Source organism: Bariatricus sp. HCP28S3_A7 (assembly GCF_052066375.1).
In the GTDB taxonomy this organism is placed as follows: Bacteria; Bacillota; Clostridia; order Lachnospirales; family Lachnospiraceae; genus Allocoprococcus.
Map to the genome: position 1 here is coordinate 13340 of NZ_JBQHSG010000005.1, position 16452 is coordinate 29791.

Sequence of the window (16452 nt, forward strand, 5' to 3'; positions counted from 1 at the left end):
CCTCCTTACCCTTACCAAACAGCTCCCTCATCAAAATCATCCGGATTCGGGATATTACTCATATCAAGTACTAACGGTGCCCCATTATTTGCTGGTGCAAATGGATCATCGGCAGGTACAGAAGCAGCCGCAGACGGTGTGGATGCTGCAGGCGCAGAGACCGGAGTAGAATTCATCGGTTTACTGGAAGGAGCAGACACCATAGATGCTGTGGTTGATGCCCATTTGATCATCTTTGCAAGTGCAGTCGCATTATTTGCCTGCAGAACCAGTTCTTTATTTCCGGTAAACTCTATCAGGACATCATCGTCCGCATCCTGTCCGATGGAAATAGCAATCTTCACTGCTTTCCGGAACCATGGCATACCTTTTAATTTATCCAGGCTTTTCTTATAATCATCCGTTGGCTGACCATCCGAAAGAAGCACAATTACCGGCGGCAATGCTCTTGCCGGCATTGGCGGAATAGACAGCTGTGCAGCAAGCAGATCAAATGCCTTGCCAAGCTCTGTCAGCCCATTTGCCTCCATGTCCTCCCAACTATAAGTCTCTACCGGCACTGGACTGGTGGTAATCCAGCTTGCACCGGATGAAAACTGAAGTGCCCGGATCAACAGCTGTGCATTCGGGTTATTATCTGCTGAATTTCTCATTTCCGGAATGCATTCCTGGATTGTATTATTCACAATTCCTATTTTTTCTCCATACATGGATCCTGAACAATCCACTACCCAAAAGAAATGAATCGGTCTTGTTGCCAGTTCTCCACCTGGTCTCTGTAATTCCTGCATATTTTTTCCTCCTTCGTCGATCCTTATCGAAACTCACCCGTTGTCTGCGGGAAAATAATTTTTACACCTTTTGCAATGCCTGCCGTCCGTCCGGGTTCCACCGGAATCTGTGTCCCATCCGCCTTCTGATACGTCCAGTTCACTTTATCCTCGTTCCGGATACCCCAAAGGGCTGGATTCTTCGGATTCTGTACCACACTGCCCACTACTGTATCCATATCAAAATCCTCGTACACATGATGATGCAATAATTTTGTATCCTGATGCAGCAATATACGATTCTTTCCAATCATCAATTTCTTCGGTACCGGAACTGCATTCTGACAATTCCAGCAGATATGGGCTGCACCTTTGGCTTCCAGATCCTCATCATAAAAGAGCTGTGCTCCACAGGAGCAACGAAGCATTCCGCTCATCATATTCGCAAACAGTGTCATCCACTCCGGTTCCGTGATACGCTTGCTTGGCTCATTTAAGCCTACGGTAAAGGCTTTTGTGAACATCTGACGGAACTTTTCCGGATATAACGGCCAATAAATATTGGCATTATCATGAATCCCTTTCACAGGTCTGTTGGACTTATTATCCGGATCGAAAATAAACACCGGATCTGTTCCGTACAGCTTCACTCTGGCAGCCATATCCATACATTTGATACTTGCTTCCAGCTTTCCTTCCAGTGGATGATTAACCATAAAAAGGTAAAACAGCAATACTGACAAAGAGTACCGATCCGTATCCTTCGATGGTCTTTTCTCTCCCCGAACAATTTCCGGAGCCATAAAACCAGGTGTGCCAAGTACTCCGCCCGGCTTGCTGTTATCGAAAGAAACATTGTCATTATCACAAATCAGCACATCACCATTATCCGGATTGAAAAACAGATTACCAAAGGAAATATCCTGATATTTTGCTCCCATAGCATGTAATTTCTGGTATCCTCTGGTCAGATTAAATGCCGTCCTGCAAAGTGTATAGAAAGATGGATTAACTCTCTTTTTCATCAGATCCACAATACTCTTATAATTCTTTGGTCTGAGAGGCATGATATATCCAAACAGTTCTCCCTGTGCCGGTATAATCATTTCCATTGGCCACAAAAAACATGGATCCGGAGAACCTTTTGCAACGATGGTTTCCAGGATTTTCTTCTGTCTGGCTGTGGCACTCCCTTTGAAATACCATTTCAGTGCATAATGACTGCCACCGCATGTCACATCATACACTTCCCCCTGACCGCCAGCTCCCAGAAGGCTTACAATTTCATATTTATTCCCACATTCTGATGTGAGGATTGTTCCATTTTTTAACTGTCCTTCCATAATATCCCCCTATATAAATGTAATTTCTAAATTCATTGCATCTGTATAATGTCTATCGCATTCATCATCAAGAGTATAATATAATTTAAAAACAAGACTTCTGAAATCATTATTAGAATTAATTCCACAATATTTATAATCATCTTTTGAAGCATAAAATCCGATTACTTTTTTCAAACCTGGTGGGCTCTCCGCAAATGTATTTATACTAATACCGATTTCATTAATTACAATAACTTCATCATATAAAGTGATATTATTATTTGTATTGTTTTGTATTAGAAACTTAAACGACATTCCATAAATATCGTTTTCTCCTAAGAGTTCTATCCCTAAATATGTCAATTCAATTTGTTTATTTCTATACGCAACAGAGCCAGCAACATGTATCTCACTATCACGAATGTTTCTACTTACAACAGGCAGTTTCTCGTTATTTATTTCAAACATCTCATATTTTATATCAAAAGCATCCGCCCATGAATACAATGCCTCAATTCCATATTGGGGTGCTATTCCATATAGCTTTTCGAGTATTATAAGATGCCTTCGTATATCCTGCTCTCGCATAATATCTGTAGAACTTATTTGCGAAGCTATCCCTGCATCTAATGCATTAATTATAATATTTACCTCACGCATTGTTTCTGGATATAAATCCTTGAGAATATTTCTAAATTGATTTTTATTTTCCAAAATACCCGGATATCTTTCTATAATCTTTCGTAATTCTATTTTCATCAGTAATTACACCTCTGTTTAATCAACTGTAACGCCTGATACATTACATTTCCATCTGCAACAACTAAGCAATAACTTTTATTACCAAACTGAATCTCACAAGCGTTACTGTATGGTGTAATTGCTGTAAGATACTTATACGTCTTATCAAATCCCCATTCCTTAGCCTGAAATACGATCCTCTGATTGGTTATATACAAGATTCCCCGGTGCTGCACCAGTTCTGTATGTTCAATGGTTTTTCCCTGACCAGAACTCCACCTTGTCCCTTTAAACAATCCAGGACTGCTGTGCCCATAATGGCGATACTGCTTCACCGTCTTTTCTTCCAGATTGACCGCTTTGTCAATAAAGTGAATCTTTTCACCACGTTTCAGGAACAACTGATCTGTATTCAGGATTGGAAGTCTTCCGGACATAATCTCGTTCTTTGCCGCTGCCGGAAGAATAGATGTAACTGTCGGAATCTGATTTTTATTTCCAAACAGAGCATCGAAAAATCCCATACACTTCACCTCTTTCCTCTTATCCTACCGCCTGTTTTATCTTGCATGGTCGCATCATAGGCGACATCTTATACAAGCTGATACTTGATCTTATTTTTTCTTGCATATTCCTCTGCATAGGAACCAAAGGAACATTGAATAATAAACTGCTTATCCGTATTAGAAAAAGCGTCTTGTCCAATACTTTTCACACTATCCGGAATGATAATAAAATCCAAAGAACCACACCCAAAGAACGCTCTCTCACCTATAGAATGTAAATTCTCATGTAATACTACTTTTTTTAATGCGGTACACTCTTCAAACATTCTCTTAGGAACCGTATCCATATTTTCAGGTATTGCAATCTGTTCCAGTTCACTGCAGCCAGATAATACACCATCGCCTATCCAATATACACTTTTGGGAATCTTAAGTGTTTTTAACCCAGTTCGTTTGAATGCATTCTCCCCTATTCTTTCCACCATCATTGGTAGGGACACTGATTTTAAACTGCTACAATTCTCAAAGGCAGAATCGCCAATTTCCTTCATACTCATAGGCAATACCACCTGATGCAAACAGTCGCAGTCCGCAAATGCACCTTTCCCAATGTAGCCGATACCTTCTGTCAGAATTGCTTCCTCTGTCTTATTATTCTTAAAACTGCCCTCTGCGATTTCTATCACCGGTGTATTTCCCGATTTGTTCTGAAAAATAATAGTCGTGTTTTTACTTCCGGAAAACCTTGCCACAGCCAACCCGCTTCCCTGCAGGCTTTTCTTATATGTAAACAAATCGCCATATGATTTCCCCGATGAAGATTTCTCATCTTGAATAGCAGGCCCGCCTCCTTGTTTCTGCAATGTGATCTCACAAGTTCTGCCTAATACTTTATTTCCATAACAAACGCACCATACAGATACAATCCAGTCTGCATTTACACGGCTCATTCCAAAATCATCCATTAACTGCTTCACATAACGAAAGGCGAATGTATTATTGATTCTTGATGTGTTCTGTATATCCTGAGCAATCCCCATATTATATGCCATCAACAATAGATTGACATTCTTTGCCTGGTCAGGAAATAAATCTTTTACCAAAGCCGTAAATCTCTTCTTATCATTCAGAGACTCTTCGTGCTTCCGAAGCATCTCCTCAAAATCCTGTTCAAAAATAACTACTCACCTTCTTTTCGATCTTTTATTCTTACTCCACGCCTAATGCTTTATATACCGCTTCCTCTGGAGAAGAATAGAAGATTAAACTGAACGCACCAACAAGATCCGAAGGTACAGTTCCCAGATCTGCAGCTGATGTAATCGGCAGTAACACCTTCTTTGCGCCACTATCCAGGCATACTTGCAGAGTACTTGCCAATTCATCTACCTTAATCAAAGTACCTCCGATACTGATTTCTCCCAGTACAGCAAGGCTGTTTAATGGCGTCTTACCAAGTGCCGCTGAACATATCGCAATTAAAGTAGGCATTGCCAGATTACTTGTCATTCCAATCCCCTGCATATCCTGATAATTGATAATATAGTCTTTTGTCGTTGTACTGATCTGACCAGAAATACGTCCTCCATTGGCTTTCAGATAATTAAACGCTGTATTCGTTGCTTCCTTCTGCTCTTTTCCCGAGCCGATACCCGTGCAAGTCAGTTTTCCGTTGCCAGGCATCATTTGTGTTTCCAACCTATAACACCCGATCATACCTGTCTTTGATTTTGACACCGTATATAAGCATCCAGGTTTACCCATACCTTCTGGGATCAGTTTTCCGCCACCCTGCTCTGGAACTGATACATAATGCTCTTCAAAGCTATCGTTATCAGTATAAGAGAAGTTTACATCATAGAATTCCATACCACCGATTTTCTTTAACTGTTCTTTTACTCTGCGACGAAGCTCCAGAGAAATCTCAACAATCTCACGAACTTCTTCTTTACTTACTTCTCCATCCGGAAATAACAGCTTAGTGAAACCTGAAACCATTTTACGGACAGCAATCGTATCACGCTGATTTAAGTTATTTCCAAGTCGAAAATACTTGTCCATGATATCACTATAGTTGTCTTTCCGAAGTTCCCGCATAAATTCTGACAAATAATCCGTAATAAAACCATAATCATTGGTAAAAGAATCCGGTCTGTATTTCGGAATCTCCCATCCGGGAATGTAACAGTGCATACGATCTAAAAATGCAGTGTCTGTGCCCATTTCCGGTGGAAACGGATCAAACAAACTAGATGTCTTTAAAAGTGTCTCTACACTCTGGTTAATATTTCCGACAAAAACCATAGAAGCTTTTGCCTGAATCTCTGCTTTACCACGAGAGAATGCTCCAGATGCCATATATCCCTTCATAATCTGGATACCATCTTTATCTTTAAACTTGATTCCTGCAACCTCATCAAAAGCGACACAGTCCCACATACCTACAAGACCTACTGTGTGGTTGGACATATTGTAGAAAAGATTTGCCACAGTCGTCTGTCCGCCTGCAACCAGAATACTGTTCGGAGAAATCTGCTCATATATGTATGATTTACCGGTAGAACGAGGTCCCAATTCGCAGAGGTTGAAGTTATTCTCTACCAATGGAATCATACGGGCAATCAGCAGCCATTTAGCTCTTTCACTAAATTTATCCGGCTCCAGTCCTGTGGAACGAAGAAGTACATCCATCCACTCTTCTTTGGTGAATGCTTTCCTTCCATTCTTGACTTCATCCATATCCACATGGGGCATCTGAATCGGAGTCAACTTCCGGATACGGATTGGCTGCGTATTTTTCTTATCCTCTTCAATGAACTCATATTCCAGCTGTAGAATGCACCAGATACCACCACAGAGTAATCTGTCATAATCTTTCACATAATCCGGATGAATCGGAATTCCTTTCGCCCCCAGATTAGAAAATGTAGCTTCATAGCGATCTTCTTTCGTATTCAGCACCACTGTAATACGATCGATAACTGTATAACTTCCTCTTTCACGCAAAAGAGAGAGAATCTTCTGTGCCTCATCTGGACGCACATAATTATCTCTCAGAATGCGTTTTACGTTTTCTACTCCTTCTTCAATGATCTCTTCATCATCAGAATTGCAGTACTGTCCAAGCAAGTATTCCAGTACATAGACCGGAACGTTCGCTCCCTCACGGATAGATTTAGTTAAATCTTTCCGTACAATGCGACCATCATAGTACTGGCGGAGTTTTTGTTTAATCTCTTCTCTTTTGTCCTCGGTTGCATTTCCCTTTGTATTACTAAATTCGTCCATAATCTACCTCTTATCATATTAGGATATCACCAGATTTCCCAATAATACTCCAGTTTTTTCATCCTTATTCATCTTAATTCTTTTATGTACAATTTTAAATTCTTCACCAAGTTCTAAAAACAGTTGATCTTTTTCCCACTCATCTTTAACAGGATCTCGTGCCTTTTTTCCCAAGGGTGGAACAAAAGCTCTGGGATTAGTTTTGTTACTGTTGGCTGAAAATTTTTCTTCATCATATGTTGTGTACGCTACGATATCTGTTATCTTAATACCAAGAAAATCAGCAATTGCTAATGAAGTTAAATAACTTGTTCGAACCTTAGGTTTTATCGACTCAAGCCATGTATTATACCCAACGCTACTTTTCATTTCTATCAAATGAAGTCGCCACCCATCATCCACTTGTTCAAACAAAATATGATCTACGCTCTTTTGCATGCCTCTTTTCTTATCTGGTCTAAGAAAGTTGCATTTCTTTTTATCATCAAAATTGTAAATGCATAAATTATCACTTTTAATAGTCACATCTAAATCACTCTTCCCGGAATCTTTCTCTTCTTTTAAGTGATAATTATGCTGCATATCCAAAAAATAGTGTTCCATTATAAAATTATCGATAGCATATTGTACTCTTTCCGTATACATATTAATCCTCCTGGAAGGCATAAACTTCTCGAACTATTTTATCTAACGCATTGTTAAATGTTGGAACAACAAATCCATATTTAGTACATTCCAATTTTTCAAGTTTTGACTTGTCTATTTTCATATGAACGAACTGATACATTGAAACATCTTGGCTATCCAATAAATCTTTCTTATTATAATTATATTCACTCATTAATTCAGTGCATTGCGGATGTTTTTTTAGCTTTAACATATTATTAACATGTTGCAAGATCGTATCGCTATGAGTTGTCAACCATACTGGTATACCTGAATTAACAATGTTAATTATCAATCTCGCCATTGCCTGTTGTAATTCTGGATGCAAATGTGCTTCTGGTTCTTCGATTATAAGCGTCTTAAAGTTAATATCTGATTTAAATAATAATAATAATGGTGAAATCTCCGTTACTATTGAAGATGCTAAATATAATGGTATTTCTTTCGTCATTCCATTTGGACGATATTTGATAACAGGCATTATGTCTTTTTTAGTAGTAACATTACCTTTTGTCATATTTTCTTCGATAAACTGAACAACTGCTTCATTTTTCTTGGTATGTTTATTTTTTGTTTCAAATTTAGTAATCAATTGAAGAAAATCAATATATGGAAGCGTTAAAGTACTAGTGTTTTCCTCCATTGTTGGCGCATAGCTTACCTGTAATGAATTTTCTATCAATTGAGAATATGTCAACATAAAACCTGTACGTGAGGCAGGAAGATATACTGGTTCACCCATACGTCTTCCTTTAACAACTGGTGTATATAGAGGCTCTGCTATTCCATACATCAAAATGTTCCAACAGATATAAGCATTCATTCTAAGGAGTTGTTCTCTACTATATGTTTCCTGTTTTGGGAATTTTAAATATGTCTGTGCAACTGAGTACCTTTCTGCATGATCTTCCCATTTAATTTCAATTTTGTTATTTCGCTTATAATTTTTAATTTCAATTTTTTCTGCTTCCACATTATAACTAAAAATTCTTTTTAATAGATTCTTTTTATTATTAGAAAGCAATTCATTAAACCAAGATACATACATATCTAAGTCTTCTTCTACAAGTTCTCTATTCTGATTCAGACTTTCTCGCAACCAATTTTCGCATCTTTTATACGATTTTGCCTCTGATGGCATTTTAGGAAAAATATCTTTGCCTAATGTTAATACTCCCCATAGCAGGCTCATAAGATAACTTTTTCCACTATTATTATCGCCAACAAAACACATTAATGGTGAAATACTAACATCTGCCTCAGCTATTTTACCAAAATTTTCAACATGCAACGTCCACTGCTTATCCATATACTTCTACCGTCCTTCCTATATCATTTTAAAACCCAAAATCATCCACAAACGCAATATCAATCATAAATTCATATTTCTGCAGAATATTCTTCTCATCATTCGCATCTGCCAGTACCAGATAATACTTGTCACCATACTTATACTCTCTGGACTTTAATGTAAACTTCTCGTGGAATGTTCGCTTTTCTGGTGCATCTTCACGGCTGTTGGCAACTATTGGAACGTCAAAAGATATCTTTTCTCCACCTTCACTTGTAAAATATGCCACCAGACTCCTTGCCTTCATTGTATCTGTCACTTTCTCTGTCTGTATAAAATCAAAGTAAGTGATCAGATTTGTTACCTTCCGATTCACTGTTGTCAAGATAACATCCACATAGTCATAAGACACTGCTCTGGTATTCGTTGTAAGCTCAATTACTGGTATCAGCATCTCCTGTAGAGAAGATCCTCCATGAACATAGTTCTGTCCGCCACCAGCCACTTTAAAGATATCTGCGCCAATCGGGGTCGTCACATATAACTGATTCATATACGCCATCATCCTTGACTTCATTCCCGGTTCGTTTACTTTCTGCGTAGTAAGCAGGAATCGTTTATTGGAATATGTGCAAATCTCCCGGTCATAGGATACTTTATCAAACTCCTGCAGTTTGTCTCTTTTATAAAGGAATCCATGATCTGCTGTGATAAAGAACTTCGGCGCTGATATATAGCTGGTCAGTTTCTTGATCAGCTTATGAATTTCTTCGATTGCCTCAGAACAGGCAGTAAATACTTCATTCTCACTGGCAGGCTTATCCCCACGTGCATCCACCTGATTATGATAAATATATACAATATTCTTTTTCTGCAATAACTCACGGATCTTCTCTTTATTAGCACTTGCTACTTCGTCAAAAGATAATGCCACATTGTTTTCATTCTGTGCCTTTAAAATTTTATCTCTAGAAGCCAGATCATCACAAGTCTGTCCATCTACCGTTACATTCAACTTTTCGTCTACCTGCAGATCTTTATGGGGTAAAAGACTTGCCATTCCTACTGATGTCACTGACGGAAGTCCACTGATCATACACTCCAACTTCGGTGTACACTTCTCGTCCAATTCTAGTCGTTCCATCAACTCTTTTGCACATTCATACCGGAACGCATCGGAGATAATGACAATCACACGGTTCTTTCCTTCGTATGCTTTCAGGTAATTCCGGTAAAAGTCTTCCTGACGCTTCAATCCAGTATCTGTCATCATATCATCCGTCAGTTCCTGATTCCATTTCGGTGTTACTTTTTGCAGATAAGTGAAAGAATACATATTCTCAATACGCTCTCTCACCTGTGCAAAACGCTCCGTGTCTTCTATACAGTCATAAGCACTGTAAAACCATCTATAATATGAATCAATCAAATATGTTTGTTTCTGGTAATTTGCGACCATTGCCTTGATATCGCCGGTCACTTCCAGCACAGATACTGCCTTCATCATCTGATAAGCATATTTGATTGCCTGATATTCGTTTTTATATACCTCTCCAAAATGACATGACTTTGCGGTTCGCTGTTCTGCGATCTGTGCAAGGTTCATGCCTTCAATCTGAACATCCAAAATCTCATCATTCAGCTGATCTAGCGCCCAGTCAATTAAAATAACATCCAGTTCCCGGAATGCATCACAATTAACAATATCCAGAAGCTGTGCAGACTGATCTTTAGACTTATCAGCGTCCTTTTTCAGGTCTTCTCTAATTCTGGTCACTACTCGTAAAGTCTTGTCTACTTTTTCAGATAAAGCATCATACGCATCCTGATATAACACATTGTCCATCAGATTCCGGACAAATACTACTACATCGTTTTTCTTTTTCAAAACATAAGATTTCAATACTGCCGGAAGGGTATCTTTCAATGTCATAGATGCATAAGTTAACAACATACACGCTGCCAAATCATCTATGTTCGGATTTTCTGACTGATATCCAAAATACTTCTCGCACAATTTCCAGAACTTCTCCAAAAGTCCATTGTCCTCTAATGCTTTCATGTATGCTTCGTTATCATTTAATAGCAGCTGTCTGGTAATCTCTTCAAAATTCGGTGTCTTCACATCTGCAAGTACGGCAATAAGACCAATATCAATGGTTTCAACATTGAAATGGTCTATACCAAGCTCTTTGAATTTTTCAATACGAATTTTATTTTTCCAAAAATTGCTGTACTGGGCCAGATGCTCTTTAAATCGGTTATCAATGCCAATCTCCTGCGACATCTGGGATACTCGGTCCGTATAATACGGAACCGAGTAATAATACATATCTGCCAGTGGGTTTTCTGCATCATTTGATTTGGAAAATGGTGCATATACAAGATACTTACCATCTGTATCTGATTCGTTCAATAACCATTTTGAATAAAGCCAGTTGGTACCATTCAGAATATGTAATTTTGCATTATCCAACTGCAGCTCTGATACTTCGTCCTCATATTCTCCTTTATCGTCAAACCAGAATATAATACGTGTATCGGGTTTGGAAAATTCTATATTCAACTGTTCTTGTATATTCTGTAAATCCATAGGTACTCCTCTCAAAAATTATTCTGTATTAGGGAACAAATAAGCATGCGTAATTCCTTTTTTCTCTAATTGTTTCAAAATCTCTGGTTTCAATCTTTTATTTATAATTAGTTTTACTAAACAATGGCCATCTTTTAATGAATCTGGGATACTCACTGAATGACAAATAAATTCATTGTTTCCTGCCTGCGATTCAAATCTCATCCGATTGGTAATAGGTTTTGTAAACTGTACTCCACATATGAAGAATACACCCTCTTGTCGCTCGACCCTCAAATTAGTTTTTTCACTGCCACTACTTGGATAAACCATATATCCATGATCTAAGTATGACATTAAAAACAAATTTAACTCAGGCACACTATAAAACCTTCTATGAAGTTCTGGATACTTTTGAAATAATTTTTCTGAAAATTCGCTTACTTTCAAAGTACCACAATAATTCATCTGCATAATTTCAGTGAATATAATAGTATCAATCCATTCTGCACGATGAGAATTATAGATATACAAAAAAAGTGCTGCATCTGACATAGATTCTTTTTCACAAGCAAAATATAATGCAACCTCTGGATTAATCGTAAAATCTATAAGTCTTGTACCGGTTACATAATGCTGTAAATATGCAAACTGATCAAACAAGTTTTTACCCAACAGTTTTGATTGATATTTTCTATATTGTGCACCCTCATCCGTATCACACCGTAATATACTTGGTTCTATACTCCACAGTGCATTTGCTTGTCCACGATAAAATGCTCTGGTTTCTGTATTCCCATCAGTTCTTGGTAATTTCCAATATGTATTATACTCCTCAATAATCTCATATATTTCGTCGATAGATTCAACCACGATTTCAGAATAACTTTCAAATCTATATCTATTCATAATAATTCATTAATTACTGCTTTTGTTCCAGAAAACTTTACTACAACTATGCGAGTTTGTTATTAGCATTCTTTCGTACAACTCAACAGATCAGCCCACGTTCTTTTGCAATTTTTTCATTCAGAACTGCCACCTCAACGCCCCATATTTTTCGAACCTGGAGCAATCTGGCTTTTAATTCTGCCAAAGGTCCAGCCAACCATGTGATATCTTCTGCATTTTTTATAACCAGAATAAATTTCAACTGAATTTCTTTCATGCTCTTCACCGACCGAAGGTCAGCTCCCACCTCTGACGTATCCTGATACTTGTCCATAATCGTAGCCAAGTATATTTGTAAAGATGCCATAAATTTCTCTGTTATGAAAGAATAGTACTCTTCAAACTTCCTCTCCTTTTCTTCTGATTCATCCCGATTAGCCGCATTTGGGCAACTTTTCTTTGCTTCTAAAAATACAATACTGTTTTCATTGTATTTTAAAATAAACTCTACCGTTTTTATTCCTGAGCCAAGATCTTTATATATTTTGGAGTTTTCGATATGAAACAAATCTTCTTCATTGAATTTTCCAAAATTCATTTCAGATTCTGTTATGACTTTCACTCTAATACCACCCCAATTTCTTCCCTGTAAAGCTGACGGAAAGTATCCATGATTGCATTATGTTCCAGTAGTTCAAATTCTCTAGCTATTTCACACTGTACCATATCCGCTTCATCTTTATACAATGAAATATATTGAACATCACTTTCTTTGCTTCGCTTTACCTCAATGTATTTTGCAAGAAAGTAATCATGAGTCGAAACAAAAATCTGTACACCTTCGCTTTCCAACATTATTAACAGCTCTGCCAATACTGGAATATACTTCGGATTAATATTTGCTTCTGGTTCATCCCAAAACAATACTGATCCCTTTTCCAGGGTTCCATTCTTAATCAACTGCCATAAAAGAGCAATCTTACGCAATCCTTCTGCTACCAGATTAAATTCCAGCTTTGCCTGTGTGCCTGGTTTCAGATAAAAACGGTCATCATGCAGAGTTACTTTTCCATTACTGATTTTCTGCAAAACATCCAGATATTTCTTTCTTGCCGCAGAATCTACGCCTCTGGAAATATCAATTTTTGCAGCTGCAATAATATCTAGATAGGTATCATCAAATTCCACATTTCCCATCTTTACAGCAGCATCCAGATTCCAAGCATTGGACAAAATTTCTTTTGCTGGAATAAATACACTGGTAAGATCCGACATTTGCTTTTCCCATTTTTCTTCTGTCTTAATCTCTGCATCCCATTTTTTTGTCTTAGTAGAAAACAACATTCCTATTTTTGCTGTATCAGATTCTACTGAAACTTTAGCCGAGTTTTTTCCATTCTTGTTTCTGTTTACAAGTCGACCTATACTAGACTGATCAGGGCGGAAAAGCATGGTTGTTTTCTGTGAAAAGGATACGTCATGCTTTGACGCTTGACACGCTGCATAAGCCAACTTCATAATATGCGTTTTTCCCATACCATTTTCTCCGACCAGCACATTCAATCCCCTACTAAAAGGAATTGTGATATCTTCAAATACCGTAAAATTTTCTGCCTCAATTTTTGTCAATGGCATTTCAATCACCTCGCTCTTTCTCTCATGACCTGCAATATCTTAATATTTCAATTTTATCATTTTTAATACTTAATTCTTCTCTTTTCAACCACTCAACATTTTGTGGTAAAACATCTACTACAAATGCAATACTGTATTTTGCTCTTGTTGCTGCAACGTAATATTTTTGTGGTGTTTTTATTTTTTTCCCTTTTAATAAAAAATCCTTAAATGGACCATTGGGAAAAATCAATACCCGTTCAAATGTCATGCCCTTACACTCACCGAAATTAAATGATTGATATCCATCCGTCAAAGTTCTTCTATCATATTTCAACACTATAGGCTTATAATAATCATAATATTGGTGAATATCCTTTTTCTTTATTAATATTACTCCATCATGCTCTGTTGTTTGTTTCATTGATGTGCTAATATTATTCTCGTTTGAGTACACTTCATTTGCGAACGAGCATATTTCCTGATTAAATCTTCGACTAACTAGATTTTTCCTTACCTCTACAATTTCTTCCAGAATCAGTTTTTGGAAAAAATCCCATACATTAGTTCCTGATTTACTTTTATTTTTTGTAGAATTATTTGTTCGAAATGTTGCTTGTTTATTATCTCCAACACACGTAACTGCCAAATCCGAGCGCATTAAAACCTCAATAATGTTCAAATCATATCCTGCCATGTCTTGAACTTCGTCAATAAAAATATGTGAATACACCTTATTCAATCGATTTATCACTTTCCCTTGACTCTTTTCATTAATCTGTAACGCTAACTCAGCAACTACGTTAGATTTAATATCACAATTTGTTGTAATATATCGTTCTCTTGTACCAGTCTTTTTATAATTAATTTTACCATAGGCATCTGTAAAATCTATAGACTTAACTTCATTGATTCCGAACATTATACTCTGATAAGGTTTTATCAATTCGTTCAGCACAAAACTATACCATGTCATTACTTCTATTTCAGAATCAATAATTCCCATATTTTGTTTACAGATTTCCGTATTTATTGCTTCAACACCCCTATTAGTATACGATAATATCAATACATGCTTGTCTGCCTTATTCCTCTCTACTAATTCTAACGCATCTTTGCATATATTAAATGTTTTTCCTGCACCAGCAGCCTCAACCCTAATTATATTGTTTGATCGCATCTTTTATGTACTCCGGATAATTTATCTTATTCTCACTATCAAACACGCGAAGTGCCCACTCCGCTTTATTATTTGTCATAAAATCTAAAACTTCTTGTTTACTTTTATTCTTCATTGAATTCTTTTTCGACACAGCTTCTTTAAAGAGTTCTGTAGGCTTTCCATTTTCACAATTCACTTCCAGCACACTTGGTTCTATAGTATTTAAATCTTCGTTCTTTTCATGCACAAAAATCAAGTTTGATTCACCTATATAATCCGAATACTTATCATTGATATTTTTCTGGATATTACCATCATTATCTGTTACTATCACCATTTTTTTCTTTAACAATACAGCAATATCACAATAACGTTTAAATGCTAATGAATCTACTACAATCACATCAATTCCATCATCCATAGGAAGTCTTCCATATTCATCCAAATATGCTCTTTGTATAATTAATTCATCTGTAGGTCCTTCCACTAAAATAATTTTTTCAGCTAAAACTGCTCTCAATGTATCATATCCAGGAAGCTTCTTAAAATATCTTTTTGTATCATCAGGAAGTTTACTCATGGATTCAATTTTCCCATTATGCAACAAGAAAATATTTCCCAAATTAAGCTTATTCGCAATATAACTACTATGCGTAGAGATAAACACTTGCTTTCCTTCACTTTCAATAACATGATCAATAAGTTTTGTCATATTTGTATAGGAAAGGTTGTTCTCTGGCTCTTCCATCATAATAAGATTAACTTGATCTTTAGAATTTTTTATAGCCAACTCAATCTTTATCGAATTTTGTGTTCCAAATCCTATGTTCTCAAATGGAATACTTTCTACAATAACAGACATCTGATGTTTCCATTCATCAACATTGTCTTCTCTTAAATCAATTGCTACACTTTTTTCATTTACCTTCACATTTTTACTTATAGAATGATTCAATTGTTTTACAACTTCATTTTCTTGAAATGCATGTCGACTTTTTCTATATGCAGTGCTTAAATCCGTTTGCTCCCTTGCAGTCAAATATGTTGCAATATTGCTTGTCACAAATTTATCCATAACATAGGAATAATCTTTTCTAGTAGTGTCAATAAAAACACCCTTCACAGGAGCGAATCGATAGACAACTGGCGTTCCCTTAAAATAATGGTAATTAACTGTATAAAACTCTATCGGAATATCGTATATTTCTCCGTCTTTCAACATCTGTTTATATATGCCCGCATATGTCTGGTTAAAGGCTAATTCCATTCTAATACCGGCACAATCTTCTCTTAATTCATTATTTGTACCCGAAAATGATTGATCTTCTATGTCCAAATATGCTTCAATAATGATTGTTGGAGGAGCCATTACCGATTTTATATTTTTTAATGAAGCAATATATTTTTCTCGTACATTCTGATTAAATAAATTAGCTTTGATTTGTTTTTCAAAGGATCTTCCATTTAGATTTCCTGTCGCAACAATAGAAATTGCCTCTAAAATAGTACTTTTTCCAGAATCATTCTCACCAACAAATATATTAACATCTGGTCTCATTTCGATTATTGTATCTTCAATCGATTTATAATTTCTGATTAATAGCTTTTTTATTGCCATATTGTATG

The 16452-nt window shown here is 36.7% G+C and carries 14 protein-coding genes; all 14 read right to left on the reverse strand.

Translation table 11 applies throughout. From position 1 onward, the window contains the following. Positions 1–11: 11 nt before the first annotated feature. Entirely contained in the window at positions 12–791 is a 780-nt protein-coding gene (locus ACTNA4_RS04915; protein ID WP_441028806.1) for a vWA domain-containing protein, read from the reverse strand. Positions 792–814: 23 nt separating this feature from the next. Further along, positions 815–2113, reverse strand: a complete 1299-nt coding sequence (locus tag ACTNA4_RS04920) for a protein kinase domain-containing protein (RefSeq protein ID WP_441028808.1) — start codon at positions 2111–2113, stop codon at positions 815–817. A gap of 9 nt (positions 2114–2122) precedes the next feature. Next, positions 2123–2854, reverse strand: a complete 732-nt coding sequence (locus ACTNA4_RS04925; RefSeq protein WP_441028810.1) for a hypothetical protein — start codon at positions 2852–2854, stop codon at positions 2123–2125. Further along, on the reverse strand, positions 2854–3360 hold the full coding sequence (locus tag ACTNA4_RS04930) for a hypothetical protein (protein WP_441028812.1): 507 nt from the start codon (positions 3358–3360) through the stop codon (positions 2854–2856). The genes ACTNA4_RS04925 and ACTNA4_RS04930 overlap by 1 nt, the downstream gene beginning before the upstream one ends. 68 nt (positions 3361–3428) lie before the next feature. Beyond that, a complete protein-coding gene (locus ACTNA4_RS04935; RefSeq protein WP_441028814.1) occupies positions 3429–4496 on the reverse strand; it encodes a leucine-rich repeat domain-containing protein in 1068 nt (355 codons plus the stop codon). A 55-nt stretch (positions 4497–4551) separates the two neighbouring features. After that, a complete protein-coding gene (brxL, locus tag ACTNA4_RS04940; protein ID WP_441028816.1) occupies positions 4552–6630 on the reverse strand; it encodes a protease Lon-related BREX system protein BrxL in 2079 nt (692 codons plus the stop codon). Positions 6631–6648: 18 nt separating this feature from the next. Next, positions 6649–7275: a hypothetical protein gene (locus ACTNA4_RS04945; protein ID WP_441028818.1), complete on the reverse strand. Its 627-nt coding sequence runs from the start codon at positions 7273–7275 to the stop codon at positions 6649–6651. Between the two features lies 1 nt (position 7276). Continuing rightward, entirely contained in the window at positions 7277–8605 is a 1329-nt protein-coding gene (locus ACTNA4_RS04950; protein WP_441028820.1) for an AAA family ATPase, read from the reverse strand. 28 nt (positions 8606–8633) lie between these two features. Further along, positions 8634–11180 carry a BREX-1 system phosphatase PglZ type A gene (gene pglZ / locus ACTNA4_RS04955; protein WP_441028822.1) on the reverse strand — a complete coding sequence of 849 codons (2547 nt, stop codon included), beginning with the start codon at positions 11178–11180 and terminating at the stop codon, positions 8634–8636. 18 nt (positions 11181–11198) lie between these two features. Beyond that, positions 11199–12068 (reverse strand): FRG domain-containing protein, encoded by an 870-nt coding sequence (locus ACTNA4_RS04960; RefSeq protein WP_441028824.1) that lies wholly within the window; start codon positions 12066–12068, stop codon positions 11199–11201. Positions 12069–12150: 82 nt separating this feature from the next. Then, on the reverse strand, positions 12151–12672 hold the full coding sequence (locus tag ACTNA4_RS04965; protein WP_441028826.1) for a hypothetical protein: 522 nt from the start codon (positions 12670–12672) through the stop codon (positions 12151–12153). Next, on the reverse strand, positions 12669–13685 hold the full coding sequence (locus ACTNA4_RS04970) for an AAA family ATPase (protein ID WP_441028828.1): 1017 nt from the start codon (positions 13683–13685) through the stop codon (positions 12669–12671). The genes ACTNA4_RS04965 and ACTNA4_RS04970 overlap by 4 nt, the downstream gene beginning before the upstream one ends. 22 nt (positions 13686–13707) lie before the next feature. Continuing rightward, the gene (locus ACTNA4_RS04975; protein WP_441028830.1) at positions 13708–14844 is read right to left on the reverse strand and encodes a UvrD-helicase domain-containing protein; all 1137 of its coding nucleotides are present in this window, start codon (positions 14842–14844) and stop codon (positions 13708–13710) included. Then, on the reverse strand, positions 14822–16444 hold the full coding sequence (locus ACTNA4_RS04980; protein WP_441028832.1) for an ATP-dependent nuclease: 1623 nt from the start codon (positions 16442–16444) through the stop codon (positions 14822–14824). The genes ACTNA4_RS04975 and ACTNA4_RS04980 overlap by 23 nt, the downstream gene beginning before the upstream one ends. Between the last annotated feature and the right edge of the window lie 8 nt (positions 16445–16452).

What these genes read in the sequence shown, in the direction of transcription:
- ACTNA4_RS04935 (WP_441028814.1), bottom strand. Translation starts at nt 4,496, where the DNA reads ATGCTTCGGAAGCACGAAGAGTCTCTGAATGATAAGAAGAGATTTACG.
- ACTNA4_RS04950 (WP_441028820.1), bottom strand. Translation starts at nt 8,605, where the DNA reads ATGGATAAGCAGTGGACGTTGCATGTTGAAAATTTTGGTAAAATAGCT.
- ACTNA4_RS04960 (WP_441028824.1), bottom strand. Translation starts at nt 12,068, where the DNA reads ATGAATAGATATAGATTTGAAAGTTATTCTGAAATCGTGGTTGAATCT.
- pglZ (WP_441028822.1), bottom strand. Translation starts at nt 11,180, where the DNA reads ATGGATTTACAGAATATACAAGAACAGTTGAATATAGAATTTTCCAAA.
- ACTNA4_RS04915 (WP_441028806.1), bottom strand. Translation starts at nt 791, where the DNA reads ATGCAGGAATTACAGAGACCAGGTGGAGAACTGGCAACAAGACCGATT.
- ACTNA4_RS04925 (WP_441028810.1), bottom strand. Translation starts at nt 2,854, where the DNA reads ATGAAAATAGAATTACGAAAGATTATAGAAAGATATCCGGGTATTTTG.
- ACTNA4_RS04930 (WP_441028812.1), bottom strand. Translation starts at nt 3,360, where the DNA reads ATGGGATTTTTCGATGCTCTGTTTGGAAATAAAAATCAGATTCCGACA.
- ACTNA4_RS04945 (WP_441028818.1), bottom strand. Translation starts at nt 7,275, where the DNA reads ATGTATACGGAAAGAGTACAATATGCTATCGATAATTTTATAATGGAA.
- ACTNA4_RS04980 (WP_441028832.1), bottom strand. Translation starts at nt 16,444, where the DNA reads ATGGCAATAAAAAAGCTATTAATCAGAAATTATAAATCGATTGAAGAT.
- ACTNA4_RS04975 (WP_441028830.1), bottom strand. Translation starts at nt 14,844, where the DNA reads ATGCGATCAAACAATATAATTAGGGTTGAGGCTGCTGGTGCAGGAAAA.
- ACTNA4_RS04920 (WP_441028808.1), bottom strand. Translation starts at nt 2,113, where the DNA reads ATGGAAGGACAGTTAAAAAATGGAACAATCCTCACATCAGAATGTGGG.
- ACTNA4_RS04970 (WP_441028828.1), bottom strand. Translation starts at nt 13,685, where the DNA reads ATGCCATTGACAAAAATTGAGGCAGAAAATTTTACGGTATTTGAAGAT.
- brxL (WP_441028816.1), bottom strand. Translation starts at nt 6,630, where the DNA reads ATGGACGAATTTAGTAATACAAAGGGAAATGCAACCGAGGACAAAAGA.